Raw genomic sequence first — 12592 nt, 5'->3', positions numbered from 1 at the left:
ATTGAAAAACCACTAGGCACGCCTCGGTCAATTTGGGCTCGGGCCTGCCGTTAGCTGCGGCGGGCTTGAACGGCTGCGTTGGGCCTATCATGTAGATTGACACGAAAAGGGGACAGCCAACCGATTTCAGTGCAGCTTGGCGCGCTCAGCATCCGCGAACAATTAGCTGCTCTTGCTAACCCTAGCGAGCAGTTATCAATGAAGGTCTTGCCGTAATTGCGGCACAACGCCGAGAGTTACTGCTACAGATAGCGGCTATCAAAAAAAGGCATAGGACGGGTCTGCGGCTGCGCACAACGCAAAGGACTCCGATCCCGGGCGGACATTGACCAATCGGCGGGAAATCGTTGAATATTTTTGTGCTGGCGGGCCTGATCCCCGCGAGACCACAACTTTTACGCGGCGAGATGCGGCAATAGCTGGCCAAAGTTAGCCTAATTCGGTAGCAGTACTTAGTATCTTCAAGGGAGTGACGGTAGTGGCAATAGACAGCAAGATTGCGGGCGATCAGCTCAACCGCATCCTCACCTTCTTTCCGCGTGTGGATAACCGTGCTTCTATGCTTTTCGCCGCAAACTCCGCCATCCTTGGGGTGCTCGCGGCGCGAGTCCGCGTCGAGCATTTACAGAATTGGCAAGTGTTAATCCCCGCGGGCTTGACCCTTGCGGCCTTGGTTTATTCCTTCGGGAGCCTCTACCTTTGCGCCTATCCGAACACTGGACCTGTCGCGCTTTCGTGCCGCTCCAAGTGCTCGTTTAAGCCACCTTTCGTTCAAAAGCGACCGGACTTTTCCAACCCAATGCTGAGTGGCGTCGTCGCGGATTGTAGAAGCCGTGTGTGGATGCCCCTTTCAATGCAAGAAGTTTTTCAGATTGCTTGGAACAAGTGATCAGTGCAGTCGTGTGTCCGGCCTTTGAATGCGGCTTTCACACGCCGCTGGCCTGTATGGTGTCCGTGGATCGGGTCCAAATCGTTGATGCGAGCACAAGGCTCCTGGCTTCTATCTGGTTTTCCCAACCCCGTCTTATGACCGTTGTTCCTTACTCTCCTTCGCCCTTCTCACATTGCCGGTTTACTCCAACGCATGGTGCAAAGCTTATGTAGCCAGCGGTGGAATTCGATAGTTCTCTTTTGTGGTTGTTAACGCCCAAACGGTACGGGCAAGCTTGTTTGCCAGGGCAGTCGCCACCAGCATACGAGGCTTGCGCGCCAGCATCTTGGCAAGCCATGATCCAGGTGGTGGACCTTTCCGGATGGCCCAACGGATGACGGCCATTGCGCCTGTGATCAGCAATCGCCTTATATCGCGCTGCCCCATTTTTGAGGTTCTACCCAGGATTTGTCGCCCACCGGTCGACTTCTGCCTTGGTACAAGCCCGCACCAAGCTGCAAACTCACGCCCATTAGAAAATTCTTCCATTGGTGGCGCGAAGGCCTGAATGGTCGTAGCACACATAGGCCCAACTCCGGGGATCGTCATAAGCCGTGATGTTGCTTCATCTGTTTTTGCTCGGCCTTTGATCTCGTGATCCAGCACCACAATCCTTTCGTCAAAAAGAGCGATCTGATCAATGTATGCTTGGCAAAGGCTTAGAATTTGCGCGGGCAGGTCAACCGCGACTTCATCAAAGCTGGCTATTATTCGTCTAAACTGAACCATCCCTTGAGCGACGACGACACCGTATTCTGCTAAATGACCCCGCAAAGCGTTTACCAACTGGGAGCGTTGGCGGACAAATAAATCGCGTGTTCGAAAGACCATGCCCTGCGACTGTTGTTCTGCGCTTTTGACCGAGACGTAGCGCATCGTCGGGCGCGATGCCGCCTCAGCGATCGCTTCTGCGTCATTTGCGTCGTTCTTTTGACGCTTCACAAACGGCTTAACGTAAACAGGTGGAATAAGGCGCGCCTCGTGGCCAAGCTTGCCAATCTCACGCCCCCAATAATGGGATGTAGCGCAAGCCTCCATCGCAACAACGCACTTTGGAAGCTCACTCAGGAACGCGGTAAGCTGAGGGCGCGACAATTTCTTGCGGAACACGACAGAACCATCAGCGGCAGCCCCGTGCAGCTGGAAGCTCCGTTTTGCTAAATCAATTCCTACTATGCTAACATTCTCCATGGATGCTCTTCCTTTGTATGACAGTTTAAGCTGCTATCATTCTGGCACATTGCGATGCCGCCGGGTGGGGCATCCACCCCATCATTGATGTATTCAAAGATCGCCATCTCGGCCTGCCTGCGCGTTTCCCAAGATCTGCGCCAGATCAGTTCCGCTTTGATGGTTTTGAAGAACGTCTCAACAGCCGCATTGTCATAGCAATTTCCTTTGCCACTCATGGACACTTTGAAGTCGTGCTGTCGCAGGATTTTCTGATAGTCGTGCGAACAATATTGCGATCCGCGATCCGTGTGATGAATGCAGCCCTTCGGCGGCGCTAGGAAGGCTATTGCCATGTTCAATGCCCGGATCGCCAGATCCCGTTTCATGCGGTTACTTATGGCCCAGCCGATCACGCGCCTTGAATGCAGGTCCAGTATCACAGCGAGATACAGCCATCCCTCACGCGTCCAAATATAGGTAATGTCACCAGCCCATTTCTGGTTTGGTTGGTCCGCTGAGAACTCACGGTCCAGCAAGTTCGGCGCAATATTGAACTTATGATTGCTGTCCGTCGTGGCTTTATGTTTGCGCGTTCTGACCACAGATATACTGTTCTGGCGCATCAAACGCCCCACGCGACGATGGCCAATATCCAAGCCTATCTCTTTCAGTTCTTCAGTCATGCGCGGCCTGCCATAGCTGCCAAGGCTGAGACGGGATTGTTCTTTGATATGTGCCAAGGTGACCATATCAGACCGTTGTCTGCGACTGCCTGGGCGGTTAGGTAATCCCCCCCGAAAGTAAGGGGCTGCGGAAGTAGAATTTTCTCGGCAAGATGAACGAGGAGATTTTGAATGAAAATGACCAGATATAGCGAACCCCAGATCCTTGCGATCCTGCGCCAAGCCGAAGGTGGTGTGCCGGTGGCCGAGCTTTGCCGTGAACATGGCATGAGCAATGCGTCGTTTTACAAATGGCGTGCGAAGTATGGTGGCATGGATGCATCCATGGTCAGCCAGATGAAAGCCATGGAGGAAGAGAACCGCAGGCTGAAGCGGATGTATGCAGATCTGAGCATGCAGGCGGACTTATTGAAGGAAGCCCTCGGAAAAAAGTAACGGGGCCATCTCAGCGCCGCGAGATGGCCGAAACGGCGGTAGAGCGACGGGGCGTCAGCATCGCGCTGGCGTGCCGGGCCTTCGAGGTCAGCGAGACCTGCTATCGTTACAGCCCGAAGCTGAAAGACGAGAACGAGGTGATCGCCGATCTGCTGACAGGGCTGACGGATGCGCGCAAGACTTGGGGATTTGGCCTGTGTTTCCTGCATTTGCGCAACGTGAAGGGGCATCCGTGGAACCACAAGCGGGTCTACCGGATCTACTGTGAGCTGGAACTGAACCTGCGCATCAAGCCGCGCAAGCGGCTGAAACGGGAGAAGCCTGACGTTCTGGCGGTCCCGAACAGACCGAATGTGACCTGGTCCATGGACTTCATGGCGGATCGCCTCGGCGACGGCAGGGCTTTTCGGCTTTTGAATGTGTTGGACGACTTCAACCGCGAAGGGCTGGGGATCGAGGTTGATTTCTCGCTCCCTGCCGAACGGGTCATCCGCAGCCTTGATCGCATTATCGAATGGCGCGGAAAACCGGGCACGATCAGGGTCGACAATGGGCCGGAATATATCAGCGAAACACTGAGAAAATGGGCTGAGAAACATAGTGTTACGATCCAGCACATCCAACCCGGACAGCCCCAGCAGAACGCCTATGTCGAGCGCTACAACCGGACGGTTCGGCATGAATGGCTGGATCAATACATCATCGAAAGCATCGAGGAGGCTCAGGATCAGGCCACACAATGGCTCTGGACATATAACAACGACCGCCCGAACATGGGCATCGGCGGCATCACACCCGCTATGAAACTGAAAATGGCCGCGTAAGTTCTACAGATGCACCCCGTTAAAAAGGGGGCGATTACCGTTAGGCGAGCGCCCGTAATCCGCGCGCGCTGACATTCATGACATGGCACATCCGTCCAATGGAAAATGCAAATTGGTGTTCTTCGATGAATCTAAACCTCACGGCTTTTGACTCGCGAAGAACACCGTGGCCTTTTTTAAGATTTCCCGCTCCTCCTTGAGGATGCGGTTCTCACGCCGAAGCCGGTCATTCTCCTGAGCCAGTCCCAAATCATCTTTCGACACCACACCCGTGTCTCGGTGCGCTGTAATCCACTTGTTCAGCGTCGACATACCGACACCAAGATCATCAGCCACTTGCTTGCGTGTAAGCCCGCTGGTCAGCGCTATACGCACCGCATCTTGCCTAAATTCGTCTGTTCGTTTCAGTCCCATAGTCAGTCTCCTTTGTTGCAATAAATGCTATCAAAGGAGCGGCATCAAACCGCGACAGGTCCACACCAGAGGCGGCAACGGGTCGAACGTGTTCTTCGGCTCCATCGCGCAGAAGACCGAAAGTGCGTTCGTTGATGGTTTCCGGAAGCTTGACGAGGAGGAGTGGCTACGTGACCTTGCGGCCCAAATCTGGCGGAACTCAGAAATTCTCTGCCTCAAATACAAATACCTGAAACATTCGATGTTCAGCACCATGGTCGGCCTGATGCCGTGGGCCATATTTATATCACTTACAAGGTTCGGTTAGTACATGGCGCTTGGAGAAACATTCATCGCTAGCCGCGTCGATACTATCCTCGGTACGACATTTAACGAACGAGAGGGGCGAGTAGTCCCAACCACAGACGACGTGACGCTCAAAGATGGCGCGGTGAAAATCAACGCTACGTTCCTTTATGCCGACTTGGCTGGTTCTGCGAATCTGTCCGACGTCTGCCCTTGGAACACGACCGCGAAGATCATCCGTGCCTTCTTGGAAATATCCACGCGCCTTATTGTTGCTCACGGGGGCGCGATACGCAGTTTCGATGGGGACCGTGTGATGGGGGTATTCATCGGGGGGACAAAGAACACTAGCGCTGCCTTGTGTGGCAGGGAAATACATTGGTCTGTTCGGAATATTTTAGCCCCCAAGGCCAAGGCGAAATTTGAGTCCATCCGCAATAATAGCATTGAGATCCGGCATTGCGTCGGTATCGATACCGGTGATGTTCGGGCAGTCCGGTCTGGCGTTCGGGACCACAATGACCTGATTTGGATCGGCAGAGCGGCAAGTTTCTCCGCGAAGCTTTCCGACCTCCGTGACCCTCCTTACCATACATACATATCAAGCCGAACCTACGGCTCACTCCTCGACAGCGCAAAGCTCGTGGATGGTAAAAATGCGTGGACCTCAACCAAGTTTACCTTCGCGGGCAAAGAAGAGACTGTTTATAAGTCGAACCACTGGAAGAAGCCTTGATTTTGTCGGCCAGCCGTCTGCCACTATTGGCTGGCTGCCGGACTTTGGCCTACGTTTTAAGGTGGCCCATTCCCGGGCTACCGGTCGCGCATCGCTACCATCTCAACGGGTAGTATGCTGCAAGGCTGCTTGAACGGCGGCTTCGGGGACCGCCGCCCCGCGGATCGCTCAGGTCCGTCCGGCAGCAATGGGCCGTCAACGGCCACGGATTACGTTTTTCTTCCCTAATGACGCCTCTTTGGCATGATGGAGCCGCGAACCCAATCAAGCAATTCGTTCGGTGGCGGGTGGCATTTTAAAATCTGAGGGGAGAGGGCTATGCACGCCAGCATTTCAGGTTGGGTTAAAAAATGGGTGGCGGGCAGGGAGAAAAAACACCCGCCACCCAGCAGGCATGGCGACCTGATGTGTTACAATATAACGCTAAAAATCCCGAAAAATCAATATTTGGGATGGGTCAAAACCGGGTCGAAAAATGAGAATGAGTCCCCGGTCGTGCAAGATTCTGCACGGCCAGATACAACTTTTTATCATCTGATAAAAATTTTCTGGGGCGGAATCGAGAATCAAACAGGGGTCGTCCGGTTTCGGCTGGGTCCCCGGTAGATTTTTCGGGGTTGGGGCGTTTGAAGGAGTGGTAGTTGCACAAAAGTTGCACAGCAACCTGCTCACTGGTACTGGGCCACGCGAGAAGGACTAGGGGTAGTACCCTTCATGGGTCCCCTCGGGAATAAATGCACTATATGTGGTGCACTTGAGCGCTAACGCGCCTCGTACCAACATCATCCCGCTGACGCGGGCGTCCACCATCACGCCGCCAACCTATCAAGAGCATTTTTAACGCTGGTCGGATACCATTTCCGCCCGCACCGGGGTGTCGGCACATTGGCAGCGTTCAGGGCGTCTGTGACGGGTCTTAGCATACTCCGACCTGCCGGTGCCCGCGTCAGCGGGTCACATTACCAAGGATGCGGTAGACGCTCGTACCCTCAAGCAGGACCTCCAACAGCTTGCGTGACGTTGGGCGCATGGAGTGCCACCCCATCAGCTTGCGTTCGGGTGTCTCGGGCGCGGTCCTTACGGCATCCCAAATCAGTCCCGCTGACGCTGGGTCATACCCTTCCAGAAAATGAAGAAGACCCGCCATTTCCTTCCCGTCAATTGCCTCCCGTACATGTGAAAAGTAGGCGAGGTTCTGCTTTACTGCCGTGCTGATCTCCATCACAAAATACCGCCGTTTAGAACCGTTGCCCTCAATCAGCACGGGCAAGGAGTTGTTCGAGTTGATGTAAAGGCGGATGAACGAAAGTACGGTGATGACGCTAAGCCCCTTCTGGTCACGCGGCGCAAGCTTATCCCCGCCGAGGCGATGGTGGTCAGGGTGGAATGGCACCGACAATATTGATGCCGCGCGGGGTGACAAGCTGTTGGGCGTTCTGCACGGGGCCAATATCGGTATTCCGGCGGCCTGTGGCGGGTCTGACACCTGCGGGCTGTGCCGTGTGGTGGTCGAAGGTGCTGGTGCGGGCGAGGCGCTGGCGACCGAAAAGGGCATCCTTTCGGCGGCCGAGCGCAAGGCCAATGTGCGCCTTGCCTGTCAGACCATGCTGCGCGGCCCCTGTGAGGTGACCGTCCCGCAAGAGTTTCTGGGCGACGGGGTTTACCTGCACGGCGGTGTCCAACCGTCAGCTTGCGCCTTTGATCCGCGAGCTGGTGCTGGAGCTGCCCAAGGACCAGCCCTTTGATTTCCGCGCAGGCGGGTTCTTGCAGATGACAGCCCCCCCCCCTATGATCTGGATTTCAGCACGATAGAGGTCGATGATGCCTTTCGTGATATCTGGCGCTTGGCGGATTGGCCACAGATGCGGTCAAGCTCGGCTGTTGCGGTGACGCGGGCCTATTCCATCGCCAACCGTCCCGAGGACGTCGGGCGTGCGGTGTTCAACATCCGCCTTGCCGTGCCGCCCGCGGGTCAGGAACAAGAGGTCCCGCCGGGTGTGGTATCCTCATGGCTTTTTGCACGGCGCCCCGGCGATAAGGTTGAGGCCTCGGGCCCCTTTGGCGATTTCCATGTGCAACCGACCCAGCGCGAGATGGTCTTTATCGGCGGCGGGGTCGGCATGGCCCCCTTGCGCGCGATGATCCATGAACAAATCGGGGCGGGGACTGATCGCAAGATGCGGTTCTTTTACGGCGCGCGCGCACGGCGGCTGATCTGTTCTATGTCGATGAGTTTGAGACGATTGCGCAAGCGATCCGAATTTCACATGGACACCGGCGCTTTCCGATCCCGCGCCCGGCGACCGTTGGCAGGGGCGACCGGATTTATCCATGATACGGTGCGCGCGGCCATGTCGAAACATCCGGCACCCGAGGATTGCGAATATTACCTTTGTGGGCCGCCGATCATGATTTCGGCGGTGCTGCACACGCTTGCGAAACTGGGGGTGGAACCTGCATCCATCTTTAATGACGATTTTGGAGGTTGAGCCATGAGCCACCTGGCCAGACGAGGGATGATTGCCCTGACGGGGGCCGCACTGTGGGCGGGGCGCGCCCATGCGGCGCCGACCCATACGATTGAGGGGCGCGCCTTTGCAAGCCATTGGCGGGTTACCGTGCCGGACGGTACTGATCTGGAAAAGCACCGCGTGGCGATTGATGCCTTGCTGGCGCAGGTGGACCGGCAGATGTCGCCTTGGCGCGATGACATTGAGATTACGCGGTTCAACACCAGCGTAACCGAAACTGCGATTTCGCCCGAGACGGCAACGGTTGCCCGTGCGGCGCTTGCGCTTGCGGGTGACAGCGGTGGCTGGTTCGATCCGACCGTGGGGCCACTGGTGGCGCAATGGGGCTTTGGCCGGATTTCAGGCGCGGATGTCGGCCATTGGCAAGGGCTTGATGTGACGGGCGACAGCCTGCGCAAGGACGTGCCCGAGCTGACGCTGGATCTTTGCGGTATCGCCAAGGGGTATGCGCTGGACCGGATGGCCGCAATGCTTTTGGAGCGCGGGGTAGAGGATTTCCTGATCGACCTTGGCGGAGAGTTGAAAGCCGCAGGGCTGCATCCGTCGGGGCGTGACTGGCAGGTGGCGGTCGATGATCCGCGCCAAGCCCATGACGGGGCTGCGGTTGCCGTTGGACCTCTCGGTCGCGACTTCGGGGTTGCGGGCGCAAAGCTATGCCTTGGGCGGTACGGAATATGGCCATATCATCGACCCGCATCTGGCCCGCCCTGTTGTGGGGGGGGCGGCCTCGGTACTCCGGGCTAGCGCGATGGAGGCTGACGGTTGGGCGACGGCATTGGCCGCGGCAGGGGCGCAAGGCCCGCAGATCGCGCAATGGATATTCTTTTGGGGTTTTGCATTATCCTGCTGCCCATCGGGGGGCTTGGCCTTGGTATGCTTTTCGGGCGGGGGCCGGTGAAAGGGTCCTGCGGGGGGATGTCTTGCATCAAGGATGTTGCCTGCGAAGGATGTCCCAAACGCAACAGCCGGAGCCAGACATGAGCGCGCCTGAAACCCTACGGGCGCTGGTACGGACAGATACGCCCTTGCTGACCCCTGAAATGCCCATTCGCCGCGCCGTTGCCATTCTGTTGCAAGAGCAGGCCACCGCTGCCGCCGTAATTGACGACAGCGGCATTTTGCGCGGCATCCTGAGCCAGAAAGACTGCTTCCGTCCCGCATTGAATGCCGGTTACTATCAGGAATGGAAGGGGGCGGTCGGTGATTTTATGACACCGAACGCCATGACGCTGTCAGTCAGTCTCGACATTATTTCCGCCGCCAAAGCGTTTCTGGAGCATTCCTATCGCCTGTTTCCCGTCGTTGACGGCGAAGAATTCGTCGGCATGTTAGGACGCTCCGATGTGCTTGCACATTTTGTCGAGATGGGATGACGGCGCTAGCCCCTAGGCAAGATATTTCCTGAAGTGGGCAAGCGTGCGGTCCCACGACAATTCTGCCTTCGCCTCATCATAGCGGGGGGTGCTGTCATTGTGGAACCCGTGATTGGCCCCTTCATAGATATAGGCCTCGTAGGTTTTGCCATGTTCCTTGAGAGCCGCCTCATAGTCCGGCCAGCCTGCGTTTACACGCTCGTCCAGCGCGCCATAGTGCAACATAAGGGCTGCCTGAATTTTCGGCACATCCTCGGCGCTTGCCTGACGGCCGTAATAGGGTACAGCGGCCTTGAGCTCGGGATAGGCAACAGCCGCAGCATTTGCGACACCACCGCCATAGCAAAAACCGGTAATGCCGACATTGCCGGTCGAATCCTCATGCGTCATCATGAATTCAACAGCCGCAAAAAAGTCGTTCATCAGCTTTTCGGGATCAACGGTTTGCTGCAAATCGCGGCCTTCGGTATCATTGCCGGGATAACCGCCGACCGAGGTCAGACCATCCGGCGCCAGCGCAAGAAAACCCGCCTTGGCAAGGCGGCGCGCGACATCCTCGATATAGGGGTTGAGGCCGCGGTTTTCATGCACCACCACCACGGCAGGTAGCTTGCCCTCGACCCCGGCGGGGCGCACCATATAGCCGCGCACCTCACCGTGGCCTGCGGGGGAAGGGTAGGTGATATATTCCGCCGTAATATCAGGGTCGTTAAAGGATACCTGCTCTGCCATGGCATAATTGGGCGACATCAGGCCCAAAATGGTAGAGGCCGTCATCCCTGCGACCACAAATTTTACCGCGCCATCAAGGAACTGACGTTTGGTGATTATGCCATGGGCATAAAAGTCATAAAGTTCGAGGAGCTTCGGGTCGAAATCCTTTGCCGTTAAACGGGTCATTGAAACGTCTCCTTGTTGGGGGCCAAGTTAAAAGCTATCCCGACTTGGAAATGTTTCAAGACTTATTGCGTGGCATAGGCAGCAAAGCCCGCAAGTGGATCACAGATCCTTTTGAACCTGACGAGAGCTTTCGGTAATCACTTCTCCGGTATTACCAACATCGCGGCCGACACCTTTTACGGTTTCACAGGCGGTCAACGTGATCAGTGCGAGGACTGGCAGAATAAACAAAGGGCTGCGCATCAAATTTCCTTTCAGGTGGATTTGTACAGTGTAACGCCCGAGGGGTGCATTCGGTTCCCAAGTATGCGATTTTTTTGAGGCCCACGCTGAAATCTGTGCCCGTCCTCGACCGTTAAGCATGCGTTAACCAATCGTCAGCATAACTCGTGGCCATGAAAGCCCTCATTCTGTTCCTTGCCCTCGCCGGATGTGGCGCGCAACCGACCCCGCAGATGTGGGGGGCTGAGCGTACGGATGTCACCCGCGACGGGCGCAGCTATACGGTGTTCCAAAAGGGACGACAGGTCGAGGTGATCCGCTTGGGCTGGGCCGCGCGCGGTGAACATCAGGCGATTCGCGCCACCATGATCGCTTTGGTCCAAGAGGTGACGGGCTGTCGCCTGGCGGAAACCACCCTGCAAGGTGATAGTGGCGAGATGCGCGGCCGGGTCTCTTGTCCGCGTAAATAGACCCGATGCATTTCCTTGTAAGCGGTGCTATGCTGCACCGCAGAAACGAGGGAATCACATGGCGCATATCATCACCATCGCCCAGCAAAAGGGCGGAGCAGGGAAAACCACTCTTGCGGTAAATCTGGCCATTGCTTTTGTAAAGCAGGGCCAAAAGGTCGCAATCCTTGATACGGATCCGCAAGGTTCCCTTGGACGGTGGTTCATGGCTCGGCGCGAATTTCTGGGTGATCCGGGGTTGGAATTTGCGACTGCCTCGGCTTGGGGTGTCGGCTATGAATGTGAAAAGCTAAGCAGAACCAATGACATCGTGATCATCGATACGCCGCCCAAAGTGGATAGTGACCTGAAACCTGCTTTGCGGGCTGCCGATCTGGTGCTGGTGCCGGTGGGGTCCTCGCTTGTGGATCTTTGGGCGACGGACGGGGTTGTGGATTTGGCGCAGCGGGTTGGAAAACGCTGTGTTATCGTGTTGAACCGTGTGAAATCTGGCACCCGCCTGGCCGAAGAGGTCGCCACAGCCGCTGCAGAGGTAGAGGCAGGTGTTGCCCCGACACGTTTGGGGCAGCGGGTTGTTTATGCTGAAACGCTGGGCAAAGGGCTTGCGGTTCTGGAGGCCGGGAAATCCGCCGCCACGACGGAGGTGATGGCCCTTGCAAAGGACGTTTCCGCCCTTCTGGCCGACCAAGAATAAGGCCGCCCGAAGGCGGCCAATTCGCTGTTTTCAAATGAAAAGCCGCGCTTAGCGGCGACGATCCCGCCGTGCGGACATTGGCTGGAATGCCACGCCGACATGCGCCTCGCAATAGGGTTTCCCCGCAGTGGAGGGCAGGCCGCAGAACCAGAACTCTTCGGTTGCCGGGTCCCCGATAGGCCATTTGCAGGTGCGTTCGGTCAATTCCATCAAGCTGATTTTTTTGGCACCTTTTTCGACTTCGCGCACAGACGCCAGCGCCTCGGGGCTGATCTCATTGGCCGAAGGTTGGGGTGGCAAAGGCTGGCCCGCAGGCACGATGGATTTGCGCAGCGGCAGCGGGGTGACGTTGTTGACCACCTGCGCCATCGTCGGATTGACGACTGCTGCTGCAGGGCGCGGCGCGGGGGCTGCGGGTTTGGGCGCGGGTGCCGCCGACGCTTCCTCGCGTTTTGGCGGGGCTGCTTTGGCTACCGGCTCTTCCTTTTCGGGGGTGGTGGCCGCGGCACGGTTGGAGAGGCCAAGCCGGTGTACCTTACCAATGACGGCATTGCGCGTAACACCGCCCAATTCCTTGGCGATCTGGCTCGCGCTTTGGCCTTCGGACCACATTTTCTTCAGCGTTTCAACACGCTCATCTGTCCAGGACATGCCTATCTCCGGTGTTGGGGGGCGCGCAAAGGGCGCGCTTTCGCCAATTTAGCTGTGACGGGCATAGATACAATCCTAAGGCCGTGGATACAAGGGCCGCCGGCCCTGCGGAATGGGGAAACTGACGAAATCGTGCTTTACAAGTCCTTGGGATGGTCTTACGAATTCATCCATGATCACCAAGGCCCGCCTTTTTTGCTTGCCCCGACGCCGACGCTAACCCGCGTTTCCGGCCGATCATTCTTGCCGTTTTGGCACCCCCACACTTTC

At 56.8% G+C, this 12592-nt stretch carries 15 protein-coding genes and 4 pseudogenes; 12 read left to right on the top strand and 7 right to left on the bottom strand.

Annotated features, from left to right (window positions below):
• Positions 1 to 469 precede the first annotated feature (469 nt).
• A pseudogene (locus tag EOK75_RS21935) lies at positions 470 to 703 on the top strand (Pycsar system effector family protein); the annotation flags it as partial.
• A gap of 393 nt (positions 704 to 1096) precedes the next feature.
• On the opposite strand, the gene EOK75_RS05270 reads toward EOK75_RS21935, so the two are convergent.
• A complete protein-coding gene (locus tag EOK75_RS05270; protein ID WP_137192924.1) occupies positions 1097 to 2122 on the bottom strand; it encodes an IS110 family RNA-guided transposase in 1026 nt (341 codons plus the stop codon).
• 83 nt (positions 2123 to 2205) lie between these two features.
• Positions 2206 to 3051: pseudogene (locus tag EOK75_RS05265) on the bottom strand (IS3 family transposase); the annotation flags it as partial.
• Between EOK75_RS05265 and EOK75_RS05260 the strand changes: the two are divergent.
• A protein-coding gene (locus tag EOK75_RS05260) for an IS3 family transposase (RefSeq protein ID WP_137192138.1) occupies positions 2959 to 4046 on the top strand; the annotation gives its coding sequence in 2 pieces (ribosomal slippage) (positions 2959 to 3220 and positions 3220 to 4046; 1089 coding nt in all). The pseudogene EOK75_RS05265 and the gene EOK75_RS05260 overlap by 93 nt on opposite strands.
• A 49-nt stretch (positions 4047 to 4095) precedes the next feature.
• On the opposite strand, the pseudogene EOK75_RS05255 reads toward EOK75_RS05260, so the two are convergent.
• A pseudogene (locus EOK75_RS05255) lies at positions 4096 to 4460 on the bottom strand (transposase); the annotation flags it as partial.
• Between EOK75_RS05255 and EOK75_RS21815 the strand changes: the two are divergent.
• The 3 genes from EOK75_RS21815 (at position 4342) to EOK75_RS05245 (ending at position 6087) form a co-directional block, all read left to right on the top strand.
• Positions 4342 to 4767: a Pycsar system effector family protein gene (locus tag EOK75_RS21815; RefSeq protein ID WP_420821922.1), complete on the top strand. Its 426-nt coding sequence runs from the start codon at positions 4342 to 4344 to the stop codon at positions 4765 to 4767. The pseudogene EOK75_RS05255 and the gene EOK75_RS21815 overlap by 119 nt on opposite strands.
• A 3-nt stretch (positions 4768 to 4770) precedes the next feature.
• Entirely contained in the window at positions 4771 to 5481 is a 711-nt protein-coding gene (locus EOK75_RS05250) for an adenylate/guanylate cyclase domain-containing protein (protein WP_137192923.1), read from the top strand.
• A gap of 318 nt (positions 5482 to 5799) precedes the next feature.
• Entirely contained in the window at positions 5800 to 6087 is a 288-nt protein-coding gene (locus EOK75_RS05245; RefSeq protein WP_137192922.1) for a hypothetical protein, read from the top strand.
• Between the two features lie 340 nt (positions 6088 to 6427).
• Here the strand turns inward: EOK75_RS05245 and EOK75_RS20755 are convergent, their stop codons facing one another.
• A complete protein-coding gene (locus EOK75_RS20755) occupies positions 6428 to 6628 on the bottom strand; it encodes a hypothetical protein (RefSeq protein ID WP_168199152.1) in 201 nt (66 codons plus the stop codon).
• 151 nt (positions 6629 to 6779) lie between these two features.
• Between EOK75_RS20755 and EOK75_RS21045 the strand changes: the two genes are divergently transcribed.
• The 5 genes and pseudogenes from EOK75_RS21045 to EOK75_RS05210 all read left to right on the top strand — a co-directional run bounded on the left by EOK75_RS21045 (position 6780) and on the right by EOK75_RS05210 (position 9385).
• Complete coding sequence (locus EOK75_RS21045) at positions 6780 to 7226, top strand: 2Fe-2S iron-sulfur cluster-binding protein (protein WP_205965485.1); 447 nt, start codon at positions 6780 to 6782, stop codon at positions 7224 to 7226.
• A 117-nt stretch (positions 7227 to 7343) separates the two neighbouring features.
• Complete coding sequence (locus tag EOK75_RS21040; protein ID WP_205965484.1) at positions 7344 to 7970, top strand: FAD-binding oxidoreductase; 627 nt, start codon at positions 7344 to 7346, stop codon at positions 7968 to 7970.
• Between the two features lie 3 nt (positions 7971 to 7973).
• Positions 7974 to 8910: pseudogene (locus EOK75_RS05225) on the top strand (FAD:protein FMN transferase).
• Positions 8886 to 8993, top strand: a complete 108-nt coding sequence (gene nqrM / locus EOK75_RS21810) for a (Na+)-NQR maturation NqrM (RefSeq protein ID WP_276612523.1) — start codon at positions 8886 to 8888, stop codon at positions 8991 to 8993. The pseudogene EOK75_RS05225 and the gene nqrM overlap by 25 nt, the downstream one beginning before the upstream one ends.
• The gene (locus EOK75_RS05210) at positions 8990 to 9385 is read left to right on the top strand and encodes a CBS domain-containing protein (protein ID WP_137192917.1); all 396 of its coding nucleotides are present in this window, start codon (positions 8990 to 8992) and stop codon (positions 9383 to 9385) included. The genes nqrM and EOK75_RS05210 overlap by 4 nt, the downstream gene beginning before the upstream one ends.
• Before the next feature lie 12 nt (positions 9386 to 9397).
• Here EOK75_RS05210 and yghX read toward each other — a convergent pair whose 3' ends face one another.
• Positions 9398 to 10285 carry a YghX family hydrolase gene (gene yghX / locus EOK75_RS05205; RefSeq protein WP_137192916.1) on the bottom strand — a complete coding sequence of 296 codons (888 nt, stop codon included), beginning with the start codon at positions 10283 to 10285 and terminating at the stop codon, positions 9398 to 9400.
• A 99-nt stretch (positions 10286 to 10384) separates the two neighbouring features.
• A complete protein-coding gene (locus EOK75_RS05200; RefSeq protein ID WP_137192915.1) occupies positions 10385 to 10528 on the bottom strand; it encodes an entericidin, EcnA/B family in 144 nt (47 codons plus the stop codon).
• 152 nt (positions 10529 to 10680) lie between these two features.
• On the opposite strand from EOK75_RS05200, the gene EOK75_RS05195 reads away from it, so the two are divergent.
• Together EOK75_RS05195 and parA are read left to right on the top strand one after the other, a co-directional pair.
• Positions 10681 to 10977, top strand: coding sequence for a hypothetical protein (locus EOK75_RS05195; RefSeq protein ID WP_137192914.1), 297 nt, complete (start codon positions 10681 to 10683; stop codon positions 10975 to 10977).
• 58 nt (positions 10978 to 11035) lie between these two features.
• Complete coding sequence (gene parA / locus EOK75_RS05190) at positions 11036 to 11671, top strand: ParA family partition ATPase (protein ID WP_137192913.1); 636 nt, start codon at positions 11036 to 11038, stop codon at positions 11669 to 11671.
• 48 nt (positions 11672 to 11719) lie between these two features.
• On the opposite strand, the gene EOK75_RS05185 is transcribed toward parA, so the two are convergent.
• Positions 11720 to 12322: a GcrA family cell cycle regulator gene (locus EOK75_RS05185; protein ID WP_137192912.1), complete on the bottom strand. Its 603-nt coding sequence runs from the start codon at positions 12320 to 12322 to the stop codon at positions 11720 to 11722.
• Positions 12323 to 12592: the final 270 nt, after the last annotated feature.

The sequence above is a fragment of the Pseudorhodobacter turbinis genome, assembly GCF_005234135.1.
Lineage (GTDB): Bacteria > Pseudomonadota > Alphaproteobacteria > Rhodobacterales > Rhodobacteraceae > Pseudorhodobacter > Pseudorhodobacter turbinis.
The sequence above is the reverse complement of the archived record's forward strand: the minus strand, read 5'-3'. Positions and strand labels throughout refer to the sequence as shown.